22 protein-coding genes and 3 tRNA genes are annotated in these 24586 nt (G+C 42.8%); 11 read left to right on the top strand and 14 right to left on the bottom strand.

Features of this window, described 5'->3' with window-relative positions:
* Positions 1-85: 85 nt before the first annotated feature.
* The 6 genes from D8S85_RS21960 (at position 86) to D8S85_RS14985 (ending at position 6024) form a co-directional block, all read left to right on the top strand.
* The gene (locus D8S85_RS21960; protein WP_240648690.1) at positions 86-298 is read left to right on the top strand and encodes a hypothetical protein; all 213 of its coding nucleotides are present in this window, start codon (positions 86-88) and stop codon (positions 296-298) included.
* A complete protein-coding gene (rlmN, locus tag D8S85_RS15005) occupies positions 255-1121 on the top strand; it encodes a 23S rRNA (adenine(2503)-C(2))-methyltransferase RlmN (protein ID WP_240648687.1) in 867 nt (288 codons plus the stop codon). The genes D8S85_RS21960 and rlmN overlap by 44 nt, the downstream gene beginning before the upstream one ends.
* Before the next feature lie 622 nt (positions 1122-1743).
* Entirely contained in the window at positions 1744-2307 is a 564-nt protein-coding gene (locus D8S85_RS15000; RefSeq protein WP_228423242.1) for a lipocalin family protein, read from the top strand.
* Positions 2308-2347: 40 nt separating this feature from the next.
* A complete protein-coding gene (locus D8S85_RS14995) occupies positions 2348-3661 on the top strand; it encodes a DNA recombination protein RmuC (RefSeq protein WP_106481382.1) in 1314 nt (437 codons plus the stop codon).
* A gap of 339 nt (positions 3662-4000) precedes the next feature.
* Positions 4001-4903, top strand: a complete 903-nt coding sequence (locus tag D8S85_RS14990) for a sugar phosphate nucleotidyltransferase (protein ID WP_106481381.1) — start codon at positions 4001-4003, stop codon at positions 4901-4903.
* Positions 4904-4941: 38 nt separating this feature from the next.
* Positions 4942-6024, top strand: a complete 1083-nt coding sequence (locus tag D8S85_RS14985; protein ID WP_106481380.1) for a phosphotransferase enzyme family protein — start codon at positions 4942-4944, stop codon at positions 6022-6024.
* A gap of 60 nt (positions 6025-6084) precedes the next feature.
* On the opposite strand, the gene D8S85_RS14980 is transcribed toward D8S85_RS14985, so the two are convergent.
* On the bottom strand, positions 6085-6633 hold the full coding sequence (locus D8S85_RS14980) for a heavy-metal-associated domain-containing protein (protein ID WP_106481379.1): 549 nt from the start codon (positions 6631-6633) through the stop codon (positions 6085-6087).
* 84 nt (positions 6634-6717) lie between these two features.
* Entirely contained in the window at positions 6718-9006 is a 2289-nt protein-coding gene (locus D8S85_RS14975; RefSeq protein ID WP_106481378.1) for a TonB-dependent receptor, read from the bottom strand.
* Between the two features lie 769 nt (positions 9007-9775).
* Here D8S85_RS14975 and D8S85_RS14970 point away from each other — a divergent pair.
* From D8S85_RS14970 to D8S85_RS14960, 3 genes are all read left to right on the top strand, one after another.
* Positions 9776-10936: a TlpA disulfide reductase family protein gene (locus D8S85_RS14970; protein WP_106481377.1), complete on the top strand. Its 1161-nt coding sequence runs from the start codon at positions 9776-9778 to the stop codon at positions 10934-10936.
* A 23-nt stretch (positions 10937-10959) separates the two neighbouring features.
* Positions 10960-11721, top strand: a complete 762-nt coding sequence (locus D8S85_RS14965; protein ID WP_106481376.1) for a UDP-2,3-diacylglucosamine diphosphatase — start codon at positions 10960-10962, stop codon at positions 11719-11721.
* A 73-nt stretch (positions 11722-11794) separates the two neighbouring features.
* On the top strand, positions 11795-13330 hold the full coding sequence (locus D8S85_RS14960; protein ID WP_127075338.1) for a YifB family Mg chelatase-like AAA ATPase: 1536 nt from the start codon (positions 11795-11797) through the stop codon (positions 13328-13330).
* 70 nt (positions 13331-13400) lie between these two features.
* On the opposite strand, the gene D8S85_RS14955 is transcribed toward D8S85_RS14960, so the two are convergent.
* The 10 genes from D8S85_RS14955 to D8S85_RS14910 all read right to left on the bottom strand — a co-directional run bounded on the left by D8S85_RS14955 (position 13401) and on the right by D8S85_RS14910 (position 18976).
* Positions 13401-14072, bottom strand: a complete 672-nt coding sequence (locus D8S85_RS14955) for an inorganic pyrophosphatase (RefSeq protein ID WP_106481374.1) — start codon at positions 14070-14072, stop codon at positions 13401-13403.
* A 30-nt stretch (positions 14073-14102) separates the two neighbouring features.
* Positions 14103-14681, bottom strand: coding sequence for a D-sedoheptulose 7-phosphate isomerase (lpcA, locus tag D8S85_RS14950; protein WP_106625132.1), 579 nt, complete (start codon positions 14679-14681; stop codon positions 14103-14105).
* A gap of 17 nt (positions 14682-14698) precedes the next feature.
* Positions 14699-15649 (bottom strand): hydrogen peroxide-inducible genes activator, encoded by a 951-nt coding sequence (locus D8S85_RS14945; protein WP_106481373.1) that lies wholly within the window; start codon positions 15647-15649, stop codon positions 14699-14701.
* A gap of 11 nt (positions 15650-15660) precedes the next feature.
* Entirely contained in the window at positions 15661-16809 is a 1149-nt protein-coding gene (dnaJ, locus tag D8S85_RS14940; protein ID WP_127075336.1) for a molecular chaperone DnaJ, read from the bottom strand.
* Between the two features lie 17 nt (positions 16810-16826).
* Positions 16827-17420: a nucleotide exchange factor GrpE gene (locus D8S85_RS14935; protein WP_106625131.1), complete on the bottom strand. Its 594-nt coding sequence runs from the start codon at positions 17418-17420 to the stop codon at positions 16827-16829.
* 172 nt (positions 17421-17592) lie between these two features.
* On the bottom strand, positions 17593-18288 hold the full coding sequence (radC, locus tag D8S85_RS14930; RefSeq protein ID WP_106481371.1) for a RadC family protein: 696 nt from the start codon (positions 18286-18288) through the stop codon (positions 17593-17595).
* A 142-nt stretch (positions 18289-18430) separates the two neighbouring features.
* Positions 18431-18682: a 30S ribosomal protein S20 gene (gene rpsT, locus D8S85_RS14925; RefSeq protein ID WP_027201645.1), complete on the bottom strand. Its 252-nt coding sequence runs from the start codon at positions 18680-18682 to the stop codon at positions 18431-18433.
* Positions 18683-18710: 28 nt separating this feature from the next.
* Positions 18711-18782, bottom strand: a tRNA-Glu gene (locus D8S85_RS14920).
* Positions 18783-18804: 22 nt separating this feature from the next.
* Positions 18805-18876, bottom strand: a tRNA-Glu gene (locus D8S85_RS14915).
* 28 nt (positions 18877-18904) lie between these two features.
* A tRNA-Glu gene (locus D8S85_RS14910) sits at positions 18905-18976 on the bottom strand.
* A gap of 248 nt (positions 18977-19224) precedes the next feature.
* On the opposite strand from D8S85_RS14910, the gene rsmI reads away from it, so the two are divergent.
* Positions 19225-19917, top strand: coding sequence for a 16S rRNA (cytidine(1402)-2'-O)-methyltransferase (gene rsmI / locus D8S85_RS14905; protein WP_106481370.1), 693 nt, complete (start codon positions 19225-19227; stop codon positions 19915-19917).
* A gap of 118 nt (positions 19918-20035) precedes the next feature.
* Here the strand turns inward: rsmI and eno are convergent, their stop codons facing one another.
* The gene (gene eno / locus D8S85_RS14900) at positions 20036-21319 is read right to left on the bottom strand and encodes a phosphopyruvate hydratase (protein ID WP_106481369.1); all 1284 of its coding nucleotides are present in this window, start codon (positions 21317-21319) and stop codon (positions 20036-20038) included.
* A 227-nt stretch (positions 21320-21546) separates the two neighbouring features.
* On the opposite strand from eno, the gene D8S85_RS14895 reads away from it, so the two are divergent.
* Positions 21547-24012 carry an outer membrane beta-barrel family protein gene (locus tag D8S85_RS14895; protein WP_127075334.1) on the top strand — a complete coding sequence of 822 codons (2466 nt, stop codon included), beginning with the start codon at positions 21547-21549 and terminating at the stop codon, positions 24010-24012.
* A gap of 67 nt (positions 24013-24079) precedes the next feature.
* Here the strand turns inward: D8S85_RS14895 and rplQ are convergent, their stop codons facing one another.
* The gene (rplQ, locus tag D8S85_RS14890; RefSeq protein ID WP_106481368.1) at positions 24080-24586 is read right to left on the bottom strand and encodes a 50S ribosomal protein L17; all 507 of its coding nucleotides are present in this window, start codon (positions 24584-24586) and stop codon (positions 24080-24082) included.

Genomic DNA, 24586 nt, shown 5'->3' with positions numbered 1-24586 from the left:
GTCTTTTTAAATTCACAACATTCATCCATAATATAGACGTCATCTCGTTTTCTTGTTGTATTTTTGCGACAGAAAAAGTGATGACATGGAAAAAACGAATATAAGAGCGTACACGTTACAAGAACTAGCAAACGTACTGGTACAACACGGGGAAAAAGCATTTCGGGCAAAACAAATCTGGCAATGGCTTTGGCAAAAAGGCATCACCCGTTTCGAGGATATGACCAACTTATCAAAAGACTTTCGGGAATTTCTTGACACTCACTTTCATCCTGCAAACAGCCACGCTCACCCATAAACAAGAGAGCAGTGATGGCACGACGAAGCTCGGTTTTACTCTATCCGACGGAAACCTGATAGAAACCGTACTTATCCCGGGCAAAGACAAATCGACCGTGTGCGTATCCTCGCAAGTCGGGTGCAAACTGAAATGTAGCTTTTGCGCCACGGGTGGTCTGGGGTTCACCCGGAACTTGTTACCGGAAGAGATATTCGACCAGGTAGTTGCCGTGAAACGCCTGGGAGAAGAGCGGGGCCTCCCGTTATCCAACATCGTGTTGATGGGTATGGGCGAGCCGCTCCTAAACTACGAGAATGTCCTTGCCGCCATTGAACGCATCACGGCAGAGGATGGGTTGGGCATGTCCCCCTATCGCCTCACGTTATCCACCTCCGGCATCGTGGGAGGCATCAAGCGACTGGCAGATGACGACGTCCGTTTCAACCTTGCCATATCGCTTCACTCGGCAGTCAACACGACCCGGGACAAAATCATGCCAATCAACAAGGCTTACCCGCTTCCCGAACTGGCCGAAGCCATCCGGTATTTCGTGGATAAAACAGGCACCCGTCCCACGTTCGAATACCTGTTACTGAAAGGCGTCAATGACAGTCTTGATGATGCCAAGGCTCTCGCCTTGTTTTGTCGGCAATTCCCCGTGAAAATCAACATTATCGAGTACAACGAAGTGGACAACGCCCCCTACCGTCACAGTCCGGATGCCAGCAGGGATCAATTCGTCCGCTACCTCGAAAGCAAAAATATCGTGGTGAATATCCGTCGCAGCAAAGGAAAAGACATCGATGCGGCTTGCGGGCAATTGGCCAACAAAAACAGTTAGCCTACTCATTTTAGAACTTATATACAAGTTTACAGTCAACGAACTCCCTCCCGGCTTCGCTGTATTGAGCCCGAAACGGACTCGAACCACCTTTCGTTCGACAGATTCCGAGCAAGCTCTTCGTCTGTCCTCGCTTACCCGGGTGGTTGAGGGTGTGCCAAACAAGTCAGTCTTTTAATGACTACCACCCCTAACCCCTCCTTGCACAGGAGGGGAAACCGCTTGGTAATCAAATCTCCCCCTGTGTAAGGGGGAGTTGGAGGGGGTAGGACGGAGGAGTTTTAGCGTAAAAACGTTTACAGTAAACTTTTCCTAGGGAATACACGTTTATCTTCCGTGGCATATTCGATGTTCTTAGGGATTAAAGACGTATCAAAGACGTATCAAAGACGTTACAAAGACGTTCGTGAACGTCGTTATACCGAAGTTGACAGGATTTTAAAATACGATTATCAACCGATTACCTTAAACGCTCATCCTTCCTTCATTTGATAACGGGTGGGACCTCCTCTTCCCCAAAAGGCATTATGAACTTTACAGACTTTATAAATCTTATAAACGAACATCAGACCCCGACTTCTCGTATTACGAGAAAATAAACACCTAATTATCAAGTCGTAGCATGAAGTTTTTCTTATTAGCCATATTGCTCGTCGGATGCAATATCATGGCAGTAACAGCACAATCCGACAAACTCGTTGATAACCGGGCCATAGACACGCTGGATCTAAAAAAGTACGTCGGTCTATGGTACGAAATCGCTCGCTTTGATCATCCCTTTGAACGAGGTTTGGTCGGGGTAACGACCGAGTACACCATCAAACCCAACGGAAGTATCAAGGTTATCGGACGAGGCTACCAAGACAGTCTCCAGGGAGAGAAAAAAGAGATCGTGGGCCGCGTGTATATCCCGGACACGACCCAACCGGGAGTCCTAAAAGTCACCTTTTTCCTGATCTTCAACACGGACTACCACATCCTGGAAGTCGAGAAAGATTACAGCGCGGCCCTCATCGGAAGTTCCCAACGCGATCATCTCTGGATTATGAGCCGCACGCCGACACTTCCTCCTAAAAAGTTGAAAGACTTGATGCAACGGGCACAGCGCAGAGGGTATGACACCACGGCCCTCATTTTCGTCCCGCACGGGCAGAAACAAATTCAGGAAGAGTTGACCAAACTCTGAGTTATTTTCCATATTTTTGAACAACTAAAGGTTTAGAAATATGGAATTATTTATACTTATATCCTGTGTTTTACTTCTCGTTCTCAACATTATCCTCATCGGATTGCACGTCCGTTCCCGCAAGTACAACGCCGCCCAGGAGGTATCACGGTCCATCTCGGACCTCGAAAAAGTGATTCGGGACGAATCCCGCTATAACCGGGAAAACGACGAAAACCGCTCCCGCAAGGACCGGGAAGAACTAGCCTCTACCCTCAACCATTTCCGAACGGAACACCGAGAAACCTTAAAGAATATCACCAACCAAACCAACTCTGCCATACAGGCATTCCAGAAAAGTTTTGCCGAAAGTATGGAATTGTTCAATCGCCTGCAACGGGAAAAGTTCGGAGAACTCTCCCTCCGTCAGCAAGAACTTCTGCAAAACACGGAAAAGAAGTTGGAAGAGATGCGAACTATGGTAGATGAAAAGTTACAAAAGACTCTACACGAACGCATCGGACAATCGTTTGAACTCGTCAGCAAACAACTGGCAAACGTGCAGAAAGGCTTAGGGGAGATGCAAACGCTGGCGCAGGATGTCGGCGGACTGAAACGGGTGCTTAGTAACGTGAAAATACGGGGAACGATCGGGGAGGTACAACTTTCCATGCTACTGGAACAGATTCTGGCCCCGGATCAATATGATACAAACGTGAAGACCAAACCCGGATCAGACAAGCTGGTCGAGTTTGCCGTGAAACTTCCCGGACAGGCGGAAGATGACCAATCGGTTTATCTTCCTATCGATGCCAAGTTTCCGAAGGACGTTTACGAGCAACTCCTTGACGCTTATGAATCCGGAGACTTACAACGGGTGGGAACTACTTCCCGTATGCTTGAACAAACCATTCGCGGCATGGCAAAAGACATCCGGGACAAATACCTTGCCCCACCGTATACCACGGATTTCGGGATTATGTTCCTGCCTTTCGAGAGCATATACGGCGAAGTTACCCGTCGGGCTGCCTTGCTGGAACAATTACAGCAGGAATACCACGTGATTGTCACGGGACCCACCACGCTGGCAGCGATTCTCAACAGCCTGCAAATGGGATTCCGCACGCTTGCCATCCAAAAACGTAGTAGCGAAGTGTGGCGCATTCTTGGCGGCGTGAAAGCTGAATTCGAAAAGTTCGGGGGACTTTTGGAGAAAGCCCAAAAGAACCTCCAAACTGCCAACAATCAACTGGAAGAGGTCATGGGGAAACGAACCCGCGCCATACAAAGACAGCTTCGATCGATCGAAGCGCTTCCGACAAAAGAGGGACCAAACACACTCTTGGAGTCATTCTCAGAAGAAGATGAAGCATGATACAACAAAGATTTTTCACCCCAAATAAAACAAAACACAACTTGCTAGATTCTTTCCGCAGTTTTTATTAGCTTTGTCCAAAAGAAGGGAATACAAGTAAAAAGATTAAGGAGCTTATATACAAGTTTACTGTCAACAAACTCCCTCCCGGCTTCGCCGTACTCTCTCTATAAACAGAGGGAGAGCTAAGTCACTCTCCATCTTCGGGAAGAAGTACCAACTCTCCCCCTGTGTAAGGGGGAGTTGGAGGGGGTAGGACAGAGGAGTTTGAGGTAAAACAAAGCTTGTGCTCATTTACTATAAACAGGGTATATAATTACCAAGATTAAATATAGAAACATGGAAACTACGAAGAACAAAACGACCTTGCTCATTATGGCAGCAGGAATGGGTTCTCGGTTCGGGAGCTTAAAACAACTGGCCCTACTCGGACCTCACAAAAAAACATTGTTACATTATTCGATCTATGATGCCGTACACGCGGGATTTGACAAGATTGTTTTCATCATCCGCCGGAGTTTCGAGAAGGAATTCAAAGAGGCCGTGGGCAAATATGCCGAAAGTCTGGTTGAAACCGTGTACTGTTTCCAAGAAATGGATCAACTACCCGGTAATCTACCCCCGATCCAACGGGAGAAACCCTGGGGAACGGCCCACGCCATCTGGGCTGCCAAAGAGCACATTCACGAACCGTTTATCGCTATCAACGCCGATGATTTTTACGGACGGGACGCCTTCGTAAAAATGCACGATTTCGTGGCCGTCAATACCGATGAGAGATGTTTCAGTTTAGCCGGTTACCGGTTAGCTGCCACCCTATCCGAAAACGGTACAGTATCAAGAGGAATATGTACGGTAGACAACGATAATTTCTTGACAAGTATCACCGAACGCACGAAAATTGGCAGGGAGGGAGACGTGATCAAGGATATGAACTCAGGGGTCATACTGCATGAAAATGACGTGGTTTCCATGAATTTCTGGGGATTCTCGCCCATGCTTTTCGAGGAAATTGAAAAGCAATTCATCGAGTTTTACCACAAAAACAGTGAAAATCCCAAAGCGGAAATTTATATACCTTTCGTGGTGGACGAACTCATCAAGCAAAAGGCAGTGAAAGTAAAAGTCTTAAACACCAGTGCTAAATGGTTCGGAGTGACATACAAAGAAGACACTGAACTGGTGAACAATGCCTTACAGAAGTTTGACGGGGAAGGATTATATACTGACATGGGGCAGTAAATAGCATAAAAACGGGTAATCATAAAAAACAACTAAGCATGGACAAACTGAAGAGAATTTACGACACATTCGTATCGAGCGGGCGGTTTATATCCGCGACACCGTATGGTTCTGGCCATATTAACGACACCTATCTGGTGAAAGTAGACGAGGATGTCGAGTACATTCTCCAAAGGATCAACGACAATGTATTCAAGGATATCCCGAAACTGGTACGAAATAAAGAATTGGTGTGCGGACATATCCGCAACCGGCTTATCCGGCATAAAGTGAGCGATATCACCCGGAAATACATCACGTATTTCTACACGGACAAAGGGAACGCTTATTATAAGGATTACGAGGGAAATTACTGGACATTGTCACTCTTTATCAAAGGATCAAAGAGTTATGATGTCATCCCGAATTCCCAGATCGCTTACCAAGTGGGCATCGGGTTTGGGGAATTCGAGAATCGAATTTCTGATTTCGACTCAAAATTGTTGATCGAAACCATTCCGCTTTTCCATAACGTTCCCCGCCGCCAACGGGAATTAAAAGAAGCCTTGTCCAAAGCCAGACCGGATCGGATCGAGGCAAGCAAGGAGTTACTCGAATACTTGAAAAAATTCGATAACAAAATGCTGGAATTACAACAGATGAAAGATGAGGGGATCCTGCCTCTCCGGGTCACGCACAATGATATGAAAGCGAATAATCTCTTGTTCGACCACAATGATCACCCGCTATGCGTGATCGATCTGGACACCGTGATGCCGGGAATCGTGCATTATGATTTCGGGGATGCCATACGCTCGGCTTGCAACACGGCTGGAGAGGAAACCCGCGATCTTGACGAGGTTCACTTTAACATGGATTATTTCGAGGCCTTCACTGCCGGATTCATGGAAAAAGCAAAGCATCTTCTCACGCTCAAGGAGAAAAAGACTCTCGCCCAGGGATGCACGCTGATGACCTACCTGCAAGCCGTTCGTTTCTTGACGGATTACCTGGACGGGGATCATTATTACCCGATTACCTATCCCGAACATAACCTGCAACGAGCTAAAGTCCAAGTAAAGTTGTTACAGGATATGGAGCGGCAATTTGACAAGATGAACCAGTTTATTCTGAATCAATAATACAAAAAGAACGGTGACGAAAGCCACCGTTCTCTTTGTATAACCTTAGGAATAAATTTCTTACTTCTTTTTATTCTTACAGCACTCGTCTGTTTTACCCGTCTTGGAGCAGCAATTATCACCACATTTCCCTTCACATTTGCTCTCCTTTGACTCGCATTTCTGATCACATTTGCTGTCACACTTTTTCTCGCCACAGCTTTGTCCACAGGTGCCACTGCAATTATGTTTCTCACCGCAGCTTCCCTTGCAAGCTTCTTTATTCCCTTCTTTGCAACATTTATGTGCTTTACCGCCTTTTATCAACTTTCCGTCTTTATCACACATCCCTACCACTTTCACATCATGACGCTCAATTGCAGCCCGCAACGCCTCAACAGAGTTTTTGTCGGTACGGAAAGAAATCAACACGGTTGAATCTTTCATGTTCAACTTATAATCCTTGATTCCTTTCTCAAAAGGCATATCTTTATCCAATTTAGCCTTGCAAGAAGGACAATGTATGCCTATTTTAAAAATAACGGTTGTATCTTTTTTAGCTTGGGCACTTACGGTTAAACCCATCATAACGAACACGACCAGCGTGAATAAAATTTTCATTGTTTTCATAGTAAATGTATTTAGTTATTAAAACATTGTTTTTCAAAAGTTATTGTTGGGTGACAAATACGTTCCAACTATTTTATTGATTGATTATTCTTTACGATCTAAGGCAAATCTCAAACCGATATAAAATTTACGTCCGTGAAGAGGTCCCCACACTTTCGACGAGTCAAAGGTATCGCTCCAGGGATGGTGAGAATTCACGATCGGATTCTTTTGGGTGAAATCTCCGATATTCTCGCATCCCGCGTAAATACTCCACAAACGGAAATATTTCGTGACCTGTGCATTCATGATCTGGAAATCATCAAAACGGGAAGCTACCCGATATTCATCGGCAATCCCTCCCTGTTCCGGTAAACGTCCGGAACCGTTGAACTGGGTCGTGAAATCAAACTGCCATTTTTTCAAGTTAGTAAAGTATGACAAATTCACCAATCCCTTGTAACGGCTCGTTAAAGGAGTACGTTTCAAATCACCGTTGATCGTCGTCTTCACGTCATTGTAACGATAAGCCAAGGTAGCCTCCAAGCGTGGAATCAACTCGTATTTCACCTCTACTTGGTAGCAATTCGAATAGGATTTCCCATCCAAGTTATAAAAGTTTACCTTGTTATATGCCGTCTCGTTATCTACGACCACTTGGTCATTGAATTTCGTGTGATAATAATCCAAATTGATATTCAAGGTACGCCCGAACAACTCGAATTTCCGGTTCACGTTAGCCCCGAAATTCCAGGAATCCTCCATCTTCAAATCGTCCAGTAAAGCCGGGTTCTTACCCAACAACTCTCCATTTACATAGAAGTTTGCGGCAGAAGCCAACAAATAACTGTTCTCAGCCAAAATATTCGGCGTACGTAGACCGCGACCGAAAGTGGCCTTGATGCTGGTAAACTCATCCGGTTTGTACATGATGTGAGCTCGCGGAGTCCAGATACTCCCGAAGATGTTGTGATAATCGTAGCGCAACCCAGCCATCACGATAAAACGTTGATCCAAGAATTCACCCGTGTACTGGAAGAAAGCTCCCGGCACCCGCTCTTCCCGTTTCATGTTTATGAAATCGGTAGAAATGTCCTCTCCATAATTGAAAACCGGATCACGGAAATCTTCGTCATATTTGTCGTAATTGAAACTTAACCCGGCAGAGTACATCTGGCTGGGATTCGTACCGAAAATAGACTGATAAATGTAGTTCACAAATAAACTCTTCTGCCCGGCGTTATACATTTTCGGCCCGTAATAAGAATCTTGCGTGTGATCTGAATAGTTCACCAGAATCGCCATACTCGTATTCTCGTACTGAGGCATCAAGTAACCTAACTTCAAGAAAGCCTCATAACGACGGGTGTCTATTCCAATTTTATACAATCCGTACTTCTCGTCTATCATGGCGTGTCCATCATGAGAAGTTTGCCCTCCGTTTCGCTCTTCATCAATAAATTTACCCCCGAATTGCAAATACCAAGTATCATCTTTGTACGCCCAACGATTCATCACGTTGTATTGCGTTTTTTCCGGCATATCCACAAACCCGTCCTTGTTTCCGTCATGAGCCTCTTTCATCCAATCCCCGTGCAAAAGAAACATCGTACTCCATTTATCACTGAACTTGATGCTGAAATTGGAGTTAAACTCGTACATTCCCTCGCTACTTGTGAAGACATTAGCCGAAAGCAATTCCGGATCTCGGGGTTTCTTGTAATCCACGCTGATTTGTCCGGCCATTGATTCGTAACCGTTAATTACCGACCCCGTTCCCTTTGAGACGGAGATAGCAGACATCCAAGGACCGGGAATGTAAGTCAAACCGTACAAGGAGGCCAGTCCACGGAAATTAGGCATATTCTCGGTCATCATTTGCACGTACTTCCCGGTTAATCCCAATAGCTGAATTTGCTTCGCACCTGTCACCGCATCAGCATACGACACGTCAACCGAGGCATTCGTTTCGAAACTCTCTCCCAAGTTACAACAAGCCGCCTTGCATAACTCTTCGCCCGTGATCAGTTGTTCGATCAAAGGACCTTGTGTTGACATCACTGTACTCTGTTTCCGGGCAGCCACGCTAACCTCGTCCAATTGCTCCCCGGATCTCAACGTGCAAGTCACGAATTTATCCGTGGATTTTACCTCTATCGTATCCGAACGGTACCCGATAAAACTAACAACTAACTTTCCAACCTTTTCCCACTTGATTTTAAATTCCCCGTTCGCATCTGAAACAGATCCTTTCGAAGTTCCTACCCAATAAACATTCGCACCGGGTAACGCCACCTCCCCGTCTTCCGTTTCTTCCATGACACGCCCTTTTATGGTCTGTGCCTGTATGCCAACAGAGGCAAGTAAACACATTATAATAAATAAATTTTTCATATAGATTTAACGATTTTCAGGAACGTGCCGGGATATTTCTTTTACTAATGCCTCGAAACACGTTCTCTTTTGATTAAATTTTAAATAATGCTTCAGTCAAGCCAAGCGCATACTCACGACTCGCCGAAAGATACTTGTAAAGCATCTTTTTCGCGGATCAGAATTTAATCAACAACGGAAAATACATAGCAACTCCAAAGGTGGAGATGTGTCTATGTATGCAATAGAAGAATTTAATGGTTTTATCTTAGAAATAATCGTATCCGGTAAAAACATCATGAAATTACATTCCTGTACCATATCACAGAACTGTATTTCGAAATGGGACATCGCCCAGTCTCCGGAAACTTTATAATAAACATGTTCTTGTCGGGCATTATTACAATTTTTTGTGTGTGCATTGTGACACGCCTTATGGCAACATGCACAATCATGTGTACATGGACATGGAATGTCTTCGGGAATAACTACCACATGCAAGCGAGTTTCCTGACAACGCTGACAGTATACTCTACTTACATTCACGCCTACTGTACCTAACAAAAAGGTAAACAATAGCAAGAGTGCCGATATATTCCATTTTTTCTGCATCATCGTTCGCAAAAATAAAACATTTTTCGATTTCCTATCCTCTGAAATACGCCCTTAACAATTAATTAACGGTTTTTTTATTCAAAATCTGAGCCGATGATGTAAAAAATAGAAAAAAAGTATTACTTTCGAACTTCATAAATCAAGATGTAGATTATTTATATCATTCCAACAAATTATGAGAAAAATACTATTACTTGGACTACTTGTAGTTCTTATCGCATCCTGCAGTAAAAAGACGAATGTCGAGATTACAGGAGCCATCAAAGAGGCGGCAAACACGAAAGTATATCTGGAACAAATAGATGTAAGTTCAAGAAAAACTATCGATTCAACAAAAATTAATAAAAATGGAGAGTTTAAATTCAAACTTAATATTGAACTCCCGACATTCTATTCTTTAAGATTTTCTAACAATGAACAGGTGACCTTGATTGCTAGTCCGGACGAAGTGCTTGAAGTCAGTGGTACGCTGAATGACATAAAAAATAACTACTGGGTAGACGGTTCTGAAAACTCGTTATGGATTAAACTCCTGAATTTCCAGATTGCCCGTACCATCACGCTGACGGATTCTTTAAAAAGATCCTATCAAGCTCTTCCGCAAGGAAGTGAATACGACGCTCAACGCCAAGAATACAGCAAGGCTTGGGAAGAGGCAATAAACAAGCAGATCAGCTTTACCCGGGACTTCATCATCAAACATGCCACTTCTCCGGCATCTTATTATGCTCTTTATCAAAAGATAGATGATAATATCGGAGTGATGGACGAGTTCGAGGATCTTCACTATTTTAAAGTAGTCGCATCATCCTTAACAGCCCTTTATCCCGAATCACAGTACACGAAAGCGATCATGAATCACCTGAAACAAATATCCCAAGCCATCCGCAACCAACAGCTAGCAGCCGTGATTAATAACACGGAAGGATCGCTACCGGATATTAACTTGCCGGATGTAAATGGGAAGAATGTTTCACTGAACTCGCTTAAATCGAAACTCATCGTGCTTGACTTTGGACTAATCACAGCCAAAGAGAGCCAGGAGTACATTGACCAGATGAAAAGCGTGTATAACAAATTCAAAAACCGGGGAGTGGAAATCTATATGGTTTGCCTGGATAAAAACAAACTTCTCTGGGAAGACGTAATAAAAACGAACAAGATCAACTGGATTTGCGTATGGGATGAAGGAGCACTACAAAGTCGGGCAGCCTCGACTTGGAACGTGAAGAGTGTTCCGGCAAATTATATCATTAACCAGAAGAAAGAAATTGTCGGCAAAAACTTGTACGGTAGCCGTTTGGAAGACCGTTTGAACGACTTGTTGAAAAAATAATTATATTGGACGAACATATCATCATGCAGGGTAAGAAAGTTTATTTTCTTTCAGACGCACACTTGGGTGCCAAACTATTGAAAGATAATCGGGAGAGAGAAATTATGCTCGTGGAGTTTTTACAAAGCATCAGACCTGATTGCTCAGAACTTTACTTGCTTGGTGATATGTTCGACTTCTGGTTCGAATACAAATACGTCATACCTAAAGGTCATGTACGCTTCCTTGGTGAACTAGCCAATTTCACAGATCAAGGGATTAAGGTACATTTCTTCACGGGCAACCACGACATCTGGGCCTTCGACTACTTGGCAAAAGAGTGTGGTGTTATCCTACACACATCCATACTGGAAACCTCGATAAACGGAAAGTCTTTCCTTATCGGACATGGTGATGGCCTAGACCCGAACGACAAAGGATATCTTTTTTTGCGCAACGCTTTTCACAATCGCTTTCTACAAAGATGCTTCCGGTTTATCCATCCTGATTGGGGTATCGCTTTAGCCAATAAATGGTCATCCCATTCTCGACTGAAAGGGAACGGGCAAATCGAGGCAAAAGGGTACCTGGGAGACGACAAAGAAGAAATTGTTATTTATTGCCGGAATATCTTGAAAGAACACCACGTGGATTATTTCATTTTCGGCCATCGCCATTTACCTCTCAATCTTGAACTCGAACCCAACAGTCACTATATCAACACGGGAGATTGGATCACGCATTTCAGTTACGCCATGTTCAACGGGGAGAAAGTTACCATCGAAAAAATAAATCGCAAAAAATAATCTATTTTGCATTGCTTTACTATTAAATAATCCTAACTTACACGCCTATATATGAAACATAAGATCAGACGGTATGTTAGTTAAAATTTTCGGAGGTGCAGTATACGGAATCAATGCTTTGACCATTACAATCGAGGTTAATATTCTTTGGGGTGCAAAATTTATTATTGTCGGTTTACCCGATAATGCGGTGAAAGAAAGCCAACAAAGAATTGATTCCGCTCTCCGGGAAATAGGATTAAAAATACCAGGTAAACGAGTAATTATCAATATGGCTCCCGCCGATGTAAAGAAAGAAGGATCGTCTTTCGATTTACCACTAGCGATTGGGATTCTCGCTGCTAATGACCAGTTACCTAATGCACAATTGGATAAATACTTGATCATGGGTGAGTTGTCATTAGATGGTAGTCTCCAAGCGGTCAAAGGTGTACTTCCCATTGCCATACACGCTAAAAAGGAAGGTTTCAAAGGAATCCTTCTGCCCTATCAGAATGCAAACGAAGCTGCCGTTGTTCAGGATTTTGAAGTTTACGGTTTTCATCATCTGAATGAAGTAATCACTTTCCTGAAACAGGAGAAAGACTTCTCTCCCATTTCTTTCGACCAGCAAGTCATGACGGCATTTCCCGATGATGACTTACTTGATTTCAAAGATGTGAAGGGACAAGAAAACGTGAAGCGCGCAATGGAAGTTGCCGCAGCAGGTGGACATAACATGATCATGATCGGTTCCCCAGGTTCGGGGAAAACCATGCTAGCCCGAAGATTACCGACAATCCTCCCGCCCATGACAATCGAAGAAGCTTTGGAAACAACGAAAATCCATTCCGTTGCCGGGAAAATTCAAAACAATCATTCCTTAATTACCTCCCGCCCCTTCCGTTCTCCACATCATACCATATCTGATGTTGCACTCGTTGGTGGAGGATCTTGGCCCCAACCGGGAGAAATATCACTTGCTCATCATGGAATTCTATTTTTAGACGAACTCCCAGAATTCCGCCGGGCAGTACTGGAAGTACTGAGACAACCTCTTGAAGATCGGAAAATTACCATCAGCCGTTCCAAATTTAGCGTGGAATATCCGGCCAACATCATGCTGATTGCTTCCATGAATCCTTGCCCTTGCGGATACTATAACCATCCCACGAAAGAGTGCAATTGTCCACCGGGGGAAGTCCAAAAATACTTATCAAAAATATCCGGGCCTTTACTCGATAGAATTGACATACATATTGAAGTAATTCCCGTAGAACTTGACAAAATCACAAATCCCTCTGATAGTGAAGCAAGTTCTGTTGTCCGGACTAGGGTGATTGCTGCCCGGGCTATACAGACAAAACGTTTTCAATCTTACCCGGGGATTTATTGTAACGCACAAATGACCTCTCCATTACTAAAAAAGTATTGCCCTTTGGATGATAAATGTGTTGCATTACTAAAAATTGCCATGCAACGTTTCGGACTTTCCGCCCGAGCTTACGACCGAATCATCAAATTATCTCGAACAATTGCCGATCTGGATCACAACGAAAAAATCACCCCCCAATATATCGCCGAAGCCATACAATATCGAAGTCTTGACAAAGACGGATGGGGTAGATGAAAAAAGTAAAAGGTAAAAACTAAAAGTTGTTTTTTCACTTCACTTTTAGTTTTTACCTTTTACCTTGCCCTTATACCCGGCTTAGTATATCTTCAAGTCCTTGGAAGTGATTTTTATAATCTTCCGCACTCCGACGAATTACCTCGAAAGCCTCTTCCTTATTATAGACATGAGTGATTTCTGTACGTCGCTCTTCACCAGGAAGATCCTTGTAGGTTAAAAAATAATGCCGCAACCGATCGATCACCACGTGTGGTAATTCGGAAATATCATTGTAAATATTATACGTGGCATCATGTTTCAGCACGGCAATAATCTTATCATCGGCCTCATTCTTATCCAACATTCGGAATCCTCCGATAGGGCGAACTTCCGCAATAATATCCCCGTGAGAAATCGTTTTCTCAGTCAAGACACAAATATCAAGCGGGTCACCATCCCCATGAATATCCGTTCTCTCGGTCTGTAACATACAATATTCGGCAACCAAGTCGCCACAATAGGTCTGCGGCAAAAAACCATATAAAGCGGGAACCACGTTCGAATACTTTTGTGGACGATCTATTTTTATATACCCACTCACTTTATCCAACTCGTACTTCACCGTGTCTGTCGGTACCATCTCAATAAATGCGGTGACCACATTCGGCGCATCCGTCCCTATATCCAAACCATGCCACGGGTGTGACTTATACCTAAGTCCCATTAAACGGACAATAGGATCATTAATTTTATTTCCCATAATATACTATTAAGAACATATTTACCTCTTTTATTGTTTCGCAAACAAATGCGCCTCGATTTGCTCAATCAGAATATGAATCACCTTGATGTGAATCTCTTGAATCCTATCGGAATACCCATTCCAAGGTACACAGATATTCACGTCACACATATTCTTCATTTTGCCACCATTCTTACCGGTTAACCCAATCACCAACATTCCTTTACGGTGAGCTGCATCAACAGCTTTTACGATATTCTCTGAATTACCGGAAGTACTGATTGCCAGTAATACATCACCTGCTTTCCCGTGTGCCTCCACGTAACGGGAGAATACATACTCAAACCCGAAATCATTTGCCACGCAAGTCAAGTGGGTCGGATCGGAAATCGCTATTGCCGGTAGTGCAGGACGATCTTCCCTAAAACGTCCAGTAAGTTCTTCAGCAAAATGCATGGCATCACTCATGGAACCTCCATTTCCACAACTTATCACCTTACCTCCGTTCTTCAATACCCGGGACAATATCTCTGCCGCCAATCCGACTTGTTTCAACTTATCTTCGTCCGCCACAAAATCAGCTAATACCTGCAGCGCCTCCAAAAAACTTTTTTTGATACTATCCATATATTCGGGTATTACATTTATCTTACTTTTTTCCATTCAACAATTTTTCCCCTTTCTTTCTTCAACATTCCCGGGGGAACCACTTGCCGTATATCTTCGCAAAGCAAATCAATCAATTTTTGTTTCGTGAAATGACGGGAATAGATCACACTGACCTCTCGCAAAGGTTTCGACGCTGTGAACGAGCGTACTTGCTTTTTCTTTTCCTCTGTCATATATAACGTGGCCAATTCTGGAATCAAGGTAAATCCTCCTTCCCGGTCCACGATCTTCATTAAAGTCTCTAAAGAATTACTCTCGAAATCAAACGGCAAATTTTTATGTTGCGTTTCTTGTATCTCGCATAAATTTACGACTTGATCCCGAAAACAATGCCCGTCACCCAACATCCATAATTCAGGAGTTGCAATATCTTGTGTTTTTACGTCTTTCTTTTTTAAAAGTTCGTGATCGGGATGAGCGTAAATCATCATTTCCTCATAAAACACGGGCTGCTCTACAATCTTACTATCATGATAAGGGGTCACAAATATTCCCACGTCCAACGTGTCGTGTTTCAATCGCCGGATAATCTCTTCCGAGATTAATTCCTCCACTTCCACTTGTACCCCTGGATAACGACGAATATAGTCCCCGATAAATATCGGTAATAAATAAGGAGCTAGCGTGGGAATAATACCTATTTTCAAAGATCCCGCTACTTCCTGTTTCTCTTCATTAATAATCTCTTTTATTCTTTGTGTCGAAGCCAACACTATTCTAGCCTGCTCTATCAACTTATATCCAATGTCAGTGGGAACTACCGGCTGTCGACTCCGATCAAAAATGATTACACCCAGATCGTCTTCCAACTTCTTAATTTGCATACTCAGTGTCGGCTGTGTCACGAAACACTTGTCGGCTGCTGTTGCAAAATGCCGGAATTCATCGACTGCAACAACATATTCTAATTGTGTCAGTGTAATCATAAATTTATCTTTTAATCAAAAAAATCCTTCATCTTGGAGAAGATGCTTTTTTTATCGCCACTCCCCGGTTTAAAACCTTCCGTCTCTCTCATCTTTTCCACAAGCTTCTTCTCATCCTTAGACAAATTCTTAGGAATCCACACGTTCACCTTTGCCAACAAGTCACCTTTACCATAACCGTTTACATCAGGCAAACCTTTGCCCCGTAAACGCAATATCTTACCTGGTTGGGTCCCAGCCTCAATCTTCACCTTCACTTTCCCTTCGATAGTCGGAATTTCAACTGTTTCTCCTAATACAGCTTCCGGGTACCCGATAAACACGTTATATAATAAATCATTCCCATCCCGCACCAACTCCGGATGTTCTTCTTCTTCTATCAACACGATCAAATCCCCGTTCACGCCTCCGCGACGAGCTGCATTTCCCTTACCACTCAATGATAATTGCATTCCTTCTGCCACTCCTGCCGGAATGTTGATAGAAATTACCTCCTCCGACATCAACACACCCTCTCCATTACAGAAAGTACATTTTTCATTAATAATTTTTCCTTCACCTTCGCAAGTCGGACACGTGGAAGTAGTTTGCATCGCCCCCAATATTGTATTCTGTACTCGGGTCACCTGCCCTGATCCCTTACAAGTAGAACAAGTAGAATAGGATTTTCCATCCTTTGCCCCCGTTCCGTTACAATGTTGACAAGCCACATATTTTTTCACCTTAATTTTCTTCTCAATTCCAGTAGCAATTTCTTGAAGACTCATTTTAACTTTCACTCTCAGATTAGTTCCCCGATTTACCCGACGAGAACCACGTCCACCGCCAAAACCACCGAAACCACTAAAGCCACCAAAACTCCCAAAAATATCCCCGAATTGAGAGAAAATATCATCCATACTCATGCCTCCACCAAAACCTCCTTGTCCGGCGCCACCAACACCAGCATATCCGAATTGGTCATAACGATGTCTCTTTTCCTCGTTACTCAACACATCATATGCCTCTGCAGCTTCTTTAAATTTTTCCTCGGCCTCCTTGTCTCCCGGATTCTTGTCCGGGTGGTATTTCAAAGCCAGTTTCCGATATGCTTTCTTAATCTCAGTGGCATCAGCACTCTTAGATACCCCCAACACCTCATAATAATCTCTCTTTTCCATTACCACGCAACTATATTTTATTCACCAACAACCACTTTTGCAAAACGCATAACTTTGTCATTCAAATAATACCCCTTCTCAATACAATCCAACACTTTTCCCTTCAACTCAGGGGTCGGGGCTGGAATTGTCGTTACCGCCTCATGAATATCCGTGTTAAAATCAGCATTTTCAGTTTCGATTTCTTTTACACCATTTTGTGTCAAAAAAGACTTGAAATTAGCATAAATCAAATCTACTCCTTCTTTCAGAGCTGCCACATCTTTCGCCGTACTCATACTTTTCAAGGCACGTTCAAAGTTATCCACCACAGGTAAAATATTACTCAACAATTGTTCCCCAGCACTCTTCGTCAACTCCATTTTTTCCTTCAAAGTACGTTTCCGGTAGTTATCGAACTCTGCAGACAAACGTAAATATTTATCATTCATTTCGATCAACTTTTGTCCCAACTCTTCAAGCTGTTTGTCTTCTTTTTTACACGACTTGTCCTCTTTCTTTTTGTGAGCCTCCTCGTGATGTTTTCCAGAATTCACTTCTTCTTTCTCCATTTCGTTCATCTGTGACTCTTCAAACTCGTTCTCCTGAGTCGACATCTTCTCTTCTGCCATATCGTATATATTTTTATGAATAAACATTTTAAACTATTTATTCTAAGCAAAATCCCTGCCAAGTCTCAACATGTCACATTAACAATCACAACAAGTGTCAATATGACATCAATAGCTGCCACAAAGATAATAAAAGATATCCTTCTGATTCAACTTTTAGCACTTAATAGGATTAAAGCATTCCATTATCCGCAAAACTGTAATACCGATCAGGGCAAACGATAATATGATCCAGTATCATGATATCCAACACCCGTCCTGCCTCCTGCACTTTCTTCGTCAAAGTAATATCATGAGAACTCGGACGGTTATTGCCGCTAGGATGGTTGTGAGCGATCACAATAGAACATGCTTTTGATTCCAGCACCCTCCTGAATATCATACGAATATCAATAATCGTGCTTTCAATTCCCCCCGAAAACAAACGATCACATGACTTAATCCGGCAAGCACTAGACAGGGCCACTACCCAAAACTCTTCATGATCCAGATCCCCAATTAATGGTTGGAGATAATCATACAAATCCCGGCTAGTTGCCACGGATGGCTCTTCCCTTACCGCAGACAACGCCCGGCGGCGCCCTAATTCCATTGCAGCAACGATCGAAGCAGCCTTTGCCATCCCTACTCCTTTGTAACGATTCGTAAAATCCAAAACAGAAAGACGAGCCAACGTATTCAAATCATTACTAAGATCTAACAATATCCGACGAGACAAATCCAAGGCAGATTCCCCTCCACACCCCGAACGGATTAAAATTGCGAGTAACTCATTTGTTGAAAGTGTAGCAACACCTTTCGACAACATCTTTTCCCGAGGCTTGTCGTCTTCCGCCCACGAGGAAATCGGGATATAATTTTCAGCCATATTTTTTCTTTATTGCTGGCAATATAGCTATTTTTTTACAATAAAAAAAATCTCGAGAAACAATTTCTCAAGATCCAGCGACACATAGAAATAGAGGTAACAAACATTCTGTCTGTTACCTCAATATCTTAAAATAGTAAAATTACAATTTATTCACATGTAAAGCCAAGCTAGACTTTAAGTTAGCTGCTTTGTTCTTGTGGATAATATGTTTTTTTGCTAATTTATCCAACATAGCCGAAACCTTCGGCAATAAATCTGCTGCAGTCTCCTTCTCAGTCATTGCACGTAGCTTTCTAACGGCATTTCTAGCAGTCTTTGCATAATAACGATTGTGTAATCTTCTTTTTTCAGTCTGCCTTATTCTTTTTTCTGATGATTGATGATTTGCCATCTCTACAAATTAATTTAATTCAACTTTGTAGTCCGTACGAGAATCGAACTCGTGTTACAAGAATGAAAATCTTGCGTCCTAACCCCTAGACGAACGGACCATAAAACCCACTAAAATCTCGGTAGTCCGTACGAGAATCGAACTCGTGTTACAAGAATGAAAATCTTGCGTCCTAACCCCTAGACGAACGGACCATCGTTAATATCTTGCTCTTTGCCTTAGTAGTCCGTACGGGAATCGAACCCGTGTTACAAGAATGAGAATCTTGCGTCCTAGCCCCTAGACGAACGGACCATCTTTTGCTTTAGCGGTTGCAAATATACGGCAAATTTCATTCCAACCAAAGAAAACGTGATTTTTTTTTCACATCTTTGGCAATTTGGCCGTGAATGTTGCATCAATCATTTGTAAATAAATACAATACGACACCTTTCGTGTTAACAAATAAAATTCTCCCACCTCATACATGTAAATATTTTATTCCCTACCTTTGCCCCTGTAACCTATTGAAGATCGAAATTCACTTTCAATTATCAATTATTATGGCTAAATTATATCTGATTCCAACTCCAGTCGGTAATCTTGAAGACATTACGCTGAGAGCACTTCGCATACTAAAAGAAGTACCTCTTGTACTTGCCGAAGATACCCGAACCTCTGCAAAACTATTAAAACATTACGAGATTAACACGCCCTTGCTCTCACACCATAAATTCAATGAACACCAGCAAGTAAGTCGTATTACAGAGCGCATTGCTCAAGGTGAAGACATAGCCTTAATCAGTGATGCCGGAACACCGGGAATCTCCGACCCGGGATTTCTACTTGTACGTACCTGCATCGAGCAAGGAATAGAAACAGAATGTTTACCTGGAGCCACAGCATTTGTTCCGGCTCTCGTCAACTCAGGCCTACCCTGTGATCGTTTTTGTTTTGAGGGATTTCTACCACAAAAAAAAGGCCGCCAAAAGAAACTCATAGCCCTCGCTGAAGAGGAACGCACGATGATATTTTACGAATCACCATTCCGCTTAGTAAAAGCCCTCGAACAAATGGCTGAATTCTTCGGGGAAAACCGCCATGCCTGCGTAGCTCGCGAGATCAGTAAACTTTTCGAAGACTTCCAACGGGGTACATTAAAAGAACTAATTGATCATTACACCGAAAACGGGGTAAAAGGAGAGATCGTCATGATCGTAGAGGGTAAACCCAAAAAAGAACAAGAAAAAGAATGATTTGCATTTCAGACAAACAACCATAAATGTACTACAAATCAAGCATATTACCTATCTCTAAAAGGAAAGACTCCTACAGCTATGCCATAAGAGTCTTTGCATTTTATGAATAACTTAATTACTTGCAAAACTTCCGTCCATAAAACTGGGCATTATCACCTAATTCTTCTTCAATCCGAAGTAATTGGTTGTATTTTGCCATTCGGTCAGAACGGCTTAATGACCCTGTCTTAATTTGTCCGGAATTAGTTGCGACTGCAATATCCGCAATAGTTGCATCTTCCGTCTCCCCAGAACGATGAGAAGTTACTGACGTGTAACCGGCACGGTGAGCCATATCAATCGCATCCAGCGTTTCGGTTAACGTACCAATCTGATTTACTTTAATCAAAATAGAATTAGCACATCCCATTTCAATACCTTTCTTCAAATATTGTACATTCGTCACGAACAAATCATCACCTACTAATTGACAACGATTCCCTATACGTTGGGTCAGTAATTGCCAACCTTCCCAATCATTCTCACTCATACCATCCTCGATAGAATCAATTGGATAGCGAGAAATCAATTCTTCCAAATAAGCGACCTGCTCGGCAGAAGAACGCTTTGCTCCTGTCGCTCCTTCAAATTTAGAATAATCGTAAATTCCATCCTTATAAAATTCAGAAGAAGCACAATCCAACCCTATCATCACATCCTCTCCAGCCTTATATCCGGCAGTCTCAATAGCTTTAATAATAGATTCCAATGCATCTTCCGTCCCCTTCAAGGCAGGAGCAAAACCACCCTCGTCCCCCACAGCCGTACTCAAGCCTCGATCGTGAAGAACTTTCTTCAAACTATGGAAAACCTCCGCACCCATACGCAATGCCTCTCGGAAAGATTCAGCTCCAACCGGGCGAATCATAAACTCCTGAAAAGCAATCGGAGCATCGGAATGAGATCCTCCGTTAATAATATTCATCATTGGCACCGGTAGCACTTTTGCGTTTACACCACCAATGTAACGATACAACGGCATTTCCAATGCGTTAGCAGCAGCCTTCGCACAAGCCAAAGAAACTCCCAACAATGCATTAGCTCCTAAATTACTCTTGGTTGGCGTACCATCCAATTCCAATAAAATACGATCAATCCCCACTTGGTCTGTCACGTTCATTCCCAACAAGGCATCGGCAATCACCGTATTTACATTATTCACGGCTTTGGTTACCCCCTTGCCACCATATCTTTTCTTATCTCCATCACGCAATTCCAATGCTTCATGCTCTCCCGTGGACGCTCCAGACGGTACCGCAGCTCGGCCCATCGCCCCACATTCCAGAATAACATCTACTTCTACCGTTGGATTTCCTCTCGAATCCAACACTTCTCTTCCAATAACTTCTGTAATATACATTCCCTTTAACTTTAAAAGTTCGTAAATAAATTGTTGTGACTAAGATACGTAAAACAATTGAAAAAGTCACATGATTTGGTTTATAAAGTTTGCAAAGTTCCTAGTCATAAACTTTGATTTTACAATAAACTTTCTCCGGTAAGATTTGTCTTAATAGGGCAAAGAATTGGTTTGAAATCAAAACAAACTATTCTTCAACGGAATGTTCAATTGTGTATAAAGTGTATATGAATAGAGTAAAAGAAGCTGTTTTAGCTATCCTCTTCATGTTATTTACCCTATCGACCTTTGCCCAAACAGGAAGCGTCAAGGGAAAAATTATAGATGCTAAAACGAAGAAACCCTTAGAGTTTGTCAACGTGAGTATCCGAGCCATAGAAACTCAAAAACCATTAACAGGAACCGTTAGCGATTCAACTGGAGTTTTCCGTATTAACAGAGTGAAGAACGGAACTTACATTCTCTCCGCCTCATTTATCGGTTACAAATCCGTGGAAAAAGAATTCACGATCTCTCCAACAGCAAGAAACGTGAATGTGAAAAACATCCTTTTGGAAGAAGACAACCAAGTGATTGACGAGATAAAAGTTGTTGGACAACGAGCTCAAATGAGATTCGAAATTGACAAAAAAGTCTTTGACGTAGAATCCAATATTTCTCAAGCCGGAGGATCAGCCAGCGAACTGCTTGAAAATATACCCTCCATAGAAGTAGACAACGAGGGAGAAATCTCCTTACGGGGTAACTCAAGCGTAACCATCTGGATCAACGGCAAAGCATCAGGCTTATCTGCAGACAACCAAGCCCAAATCCTAGAGCAAATTCCTGCTGAAAGCATCGAACGCATCGAATTGATCACAAATCCATCGGCTAAATTCAGTCCGGAAGGCACTTCAGGAATCATCAATATTATCCTGAAGAAAAACCGAAAAGCCGGATATTATGGGAGTTTCCAAATTGGGGCCGACATTTTGGGAGGATACAATACCAGTGGCAGCATCAACTATAGCAGCGGTAAGATTGAATCTTACCTTAATATCGGGTATCGCCAAAGAAAATCAGGAAGCAAGGATTACTCCGACCGCATCAACCTAGATGACCAAGGTAATCCTGTCTCTTACCTGAACCAGAATGGCAGGCGCGATCGGAAAGGGGGGGCTCTCTTTACCGGGGTCGGCTTAACCTTTCACCTCACTCAAACCGATCATATAGGAATTGAAGGATTCGGACATTTTGGAAACCGGAATTCCAACAACACCATCCGTTACGAAAGCGATGTTCCCGGCTCATTCTCCAGCAGTGAACGGATCAGCAATTCAGACAACTCCTCGAAAGGAGGTAATGTCAATCTCGACTACAAACACGAATTCAGTGAGAAAAGCAATATAATAGCCCGTGCTTCCTGGGATTTATGGGTTTCTGACGGAACCAGTACATATAAACAACATTCTCTCTACCAGCAGAACAAAGAAATTTCTTCCTGGCAGAAACAGGAAAGCGACAACCGTTCCCAAAGCTGGGAATTTCAAGCAGACTACGTGAATCAATTCTCGGAAGAAAGTAAGTTAGAGACAGGCTACAAAGGCACGCTCAGTCGCCAGAAAAGCCCCGTAGAAACCTATTCCGGTGAAACGGAAACAACTGCCGTCTTTGATGAGTTATTATATAACAAATACTCTTATAACCGAAATATTCAAGCCTTGTACGTCACGTTCTCCACGAAAGTGAATAGCTTTGGATTGCAGCTGGGCTTACGGGGAGAATACACGGACACGGAAACCAAATCACTAGGGTACGAAAGAACCGAGGCCACGGCCCACCCGTATAAAGACAACTATTTCAGTTTATTTCCCAGTTTGTTTTTATCATATAGTCTACCCCAAAATCATGAAATACAAGTTAACTACACCCGACGAATTTCACGTCCTAGAGGCTGGCAATTGAACCCTTTCATGGACATGACCGATTCACTTAATATCTCGTTCGGTAATCCTTACCTCTCCCCGGAATATTCCAATTCTTTCGAGTTGAATTACATCAAGACTTGGGAAAAACATACGCTATCCGTTTCCACCTATTACCGGAACACGGACAACGTGATTCAACGCATTCGCTATCGGGAAGGGGATGTCATGAAAAGTACATCGGCTAACATCACGCAATCCTCTTCTGCCGGAGCCGAGATTGTGGCAAAAAATAAACTGTTGAAATTCCTAGATTTTACAACAACCCTTAATTTCTATTATAATGAACTGGAAGGCTTTTCTTACCTTCCGGCAGACGCAGACGCTCCGGTTACGGGAGAACGGGATGATAACTTCTCCTGGACAGGTAAAATCATCGCTAACGCCATACTACCGCATGCAATCTCGCTACAAGCTACCGGAAGCTACAACTCCAAACAGATCATTGCCCAAGGACACCGGGAAGCAAATTATCGCTTAGATTTAGGAGCTCGGAAGTTTTTTTTCGACCGAAAAATCAACCTTAGCATAAGCGTACAAGACATTTTAAATTCACGTAATTGGCACAGCATTACTTCTGGCAACGGATTCAAACAAGATAGCGATAGTTGGAGAAAAGGCGGAGTTTTTCGTTTCACGCTAAGCTACAATTTTGGAAATATGAAAGCCTCCAAACAAAAGCAACAACGCACCTCGGAAGGGATGAACAATATAATAGAAGAATTTTAACCTTAAAACACCGGATAAAAAATAACCCCGGAATTGTCCGGGGTTATTTTTTATCTGGAATAATACTTTATTCAGCTTTCGGCGCTTCTTCTGTAGCAGGAGTCTCAACCACTTGAGCTTCCTCAGTAGCAGCAGGAGTAGCCTCTTTTTTAGCAGAAGGTCTTCTACGACGAGTCGTTTTCTTAGCCTCTTCTTTCTTCACTTCAGTATAAGTCGTGTTATAATCCACCAACTCAATTATACACATCTCTGCATTATCACCCAAACGGTTACCCAATTTCAATATACGGGTATATCCTCCCGGACGATTAGCGATTTTCTGTGCAACATCACCGAACATTTCAGCAACAACTTCTTTGCGACGAAGGTAAGAGAAGACGGTTCTTCTAGAGTGTGTCGTGTCATTTTTGGCTTTTGTCAAAAGCGGCTCAACATAGACCTTAAGGGCCTTAGCTTTAGCTAGTGTCGTTTGGATTCTCTTGTGAAGAATCAAAGAACAAGCCATATTAGAAAGTAGAGCATGTCTGTGAGAACTAGTTCTACCTAAATGGTTAATTTTCTTATTATGTCTCAT

This window comes from Butyricimonas faecalis (assembly GCF_003991565.1).
Classification (GTDB): Bacteria; Bacteroidota; Bacteroidia; order Bacteroidales; family Marinifilaceae; genus Butyricimonas; species Butyricimonas faecalis.
This window is presented reverse-complemented; position numbering and strand designations above follow the sequence as displayed.